Below are 2,487 nucleotides of genomic sequence, written 5' to 3'. Positions count from 1 at the left end.
TCTGCAGATGTAATAAGAGTATCTGACAAGATCTGAGATTCATTCATGAATGCAAAATCAATAATATTTGGCTTGCATATTGCCTGAAGGTTATCTCCGCACAAAATGAAATAAAATGGCTTTTTAATGTTCCTGATAAATACATTTACAGCATAACAGGGAGCTTTTCCTATAAAGCTTGTAGTATAGCCTCGTGCTGTTGAATGCCCAGATCCTCCATCTGTAAAAACAGCATTTTTTAAAATGCACTTTCTGTCCCTGTCTGAAAACTCTGTAATCGGATTTTGCATACCAGGAATATTAAGTGAAATGGACAGCTGTCTTTGACATGAGGCATCATAAATTATCTCACGCTCAACTATTGTCTCGCCTTTACCTTTGCACACACTACAGTGTTTTTTACCACTTCCCTGACATGTTGAGCATATAACATAGCCTTTACCATGACATACATGACAGTTGTTACCACTGCCATTGCAGGCAGGACATACAAGTTTACCCTTGCCGTTACACTTATCGCATTTTACATGGGAGGTTCCATGACATGACTTGCACTTAGAACGGCCAATTGCACTTAAACGATTGAAACAGACAATCTGACCTGAAAGCTCGTTTTCCTCTTCAAATGAGGCACTTTCAAGCTTCTTCATGAAAGCTTCAGTCTTTTTACTCTCTTTTTCAAGCTCCTTTGAATTTGTCTGTGTAAAAGCATCAAGTGCAGGAATAGACAGAATAGTTGCATCCTCAGGAATTGTTTTTAAAACCTTGTCTGTGCAACGGCACTTGAATGACCATACAAAAGAGCATGTAATACTTGCACTGAAAACTATAGGTTCGGATATTTTAATATCTGCAATAGGTACGCCACAACGTGAACAGATATCAGAAACTGTTTTGTTAAGCTTTATTGCAAAAGGTGAATTCTTTAATTTATCATTATTTGCCTTTTGTTCTGAAGTTGCAGCACCATCTTTCGAATTGTTAATATCTGGTGCATTTTCATTTAAAGGCTTGTTTTCTACAGCGTCGCTCATTATCGTGAACCTGATTTATTCTTGTTATTATGATTTTTTGTGAAGAACAGTATCCATAACATAACTGAAGTAATCAGGATCGTCTACACTAAAATATACCTTTTCATCAAAGCTAAAACAGTCGTTCTGCTTTGTCAAAAGTACCTGACTTTCAATATCAAGAACAGTCTGACTCTGTCCACAGCAGATTATCACATGAGTATTAGTGAGGATAATATAACTATCGGCAACAGACAGTAATTTTTTATAGAAAAACTGCAGTTTGTCAATGAATGCATTATCCTGATTTACAATATCAAAACGCTTTGCAGGAAATACACAAACAACATTCTCATCGTCATCACAGATATAGCTGTCTACATCAATCACGAAGTTTGTGCCAGTCTGTCTGCCTAAAAGACACATCAGAGCCTCATTCTCTGCAATGATTTTTGCAAGAGGATATGGATAGTCATTAAGCTTAAGGCCTATAAGTGAACCTAATGAAAGTGCATTTTTAATGATTAAAGAGAAATTTGAATAAAGTTTTTCTCTGTCAAATCTGTTTAGAAGATACTGCATTAAAAAAATGAACTGAGCTTTGTCACTTACAGCATTATCAACAACCCAAGGAAGAGTACGCATATTTGAAAGTGTCTCCTCTACACTGTCATTGATAAGGCTTATAGCAAGTGATGAGCATGCCTTTTCTCTTGCCTGAAGCTCTTTAAAATAATACTTAGGACCAATCTGCTTTATTCTCTTTAAAGCACCATCTAAAAAGCCATAGGTGTCATTACCTGGAACTACCAAAGTATCATCAGAATTTAAGTAGATCTTCTCGTACTGATCAAATTGTGTATTAAGATTTGAATTAGATATAAATACAAGAACAATAGCAAGAGAAAAACTGATTAAACCTGATACAAAAGGATAAAGACCATTTGAATAGTCTCCATCCCATAAGAATGGAAGGCTTACAAATACACCGGCCATACCAAACCAGGATAAGAAGCTTTGAGTTTTTGTCACCTGAACACTGTCAGGGAACATGAATAGTGAAATTCTCTTGTTTATATAAGTCAGTACCAGCGATAAAACAAGCAGGAACAGCATTATTGCAAGCATAGATACATACTCTTTTTTATAATAAAGGTGAAAAGACAGTTATTTTCTCTAAGATTAGCAGTAAATGGCTGTTAATTCTTTGATAAACATTGAATTTATATTAAATCTCACCAATATTTATCAATTTTTTGATTTATATAAAAAAATGATGCAAAAAAAAGAGTATGAATGCTCTATTCAAAAATCAGATCTGCAATCTCATTATCATTTTCAGATGATAAAAACTGCTCCTCCTTATATGCCTGAGCTTTGATGTTCTCTTTGATATCAAGCTGACTTATCTTCATATTTTTGCTCTTGAGCCTGTATCTTTTATCACTTTCCTTTTCTCTGTCAAACTTCATGA

1 protein-coding gene and 1 pseudogene are annotated in these 2,487 nt (G+C 34.9%); both read right to left on the bottom strand.

The window, feature by feature from the left end:
* Nucleotides 1-1,034 (bottom strand): annotated as a pseudogene (locus tag ACJML3_RS03400) (hypothetical protein); the annotation flags it as partial.
* A 27-nt stretch (nt 1,035-1,061) separates the two neighbouring features.
* The gene (locus ACJML3_RS03395; RefSeq protein WP_406020625.1) at nt 1,062-2,141 is read right to left on the bottom strand and encodes a hypothetical protein; all 1,080 of its coding nucleotides are present in this window, start codon (nt 2,139-2,141) and stop codon (nt 1,062-1,064) included.
* Nucleotides 2,142-2,487 lie beyond the last annotated feature (346 nt).

Source organism: Succinivibrio sp., assembly GCF_045124615.1.
Classification (GTDB): Bacteria; Pseudomonadota; Gammaproteobacteria; order Enterobacterales; family Succinivibrionaceae; genus Succinivibrio; species Succinivibrio faecicola.
The sequence above is the reverse complement of the archived record's forward strand: the minus strand, read 5'-3'. Positions and strand labels throughout refer to the sequence as shown.

What these genes read in the sequence shown, in the direction of transcription:
- ACJML3_RS03395 (WP_406020625.1), bottom strand. Translation starts at nt 2,141, where the DNA reads ATGCTTGCAATAATGCTGTTCCTGCTTGTTTTATCGCTGGTACTGACT.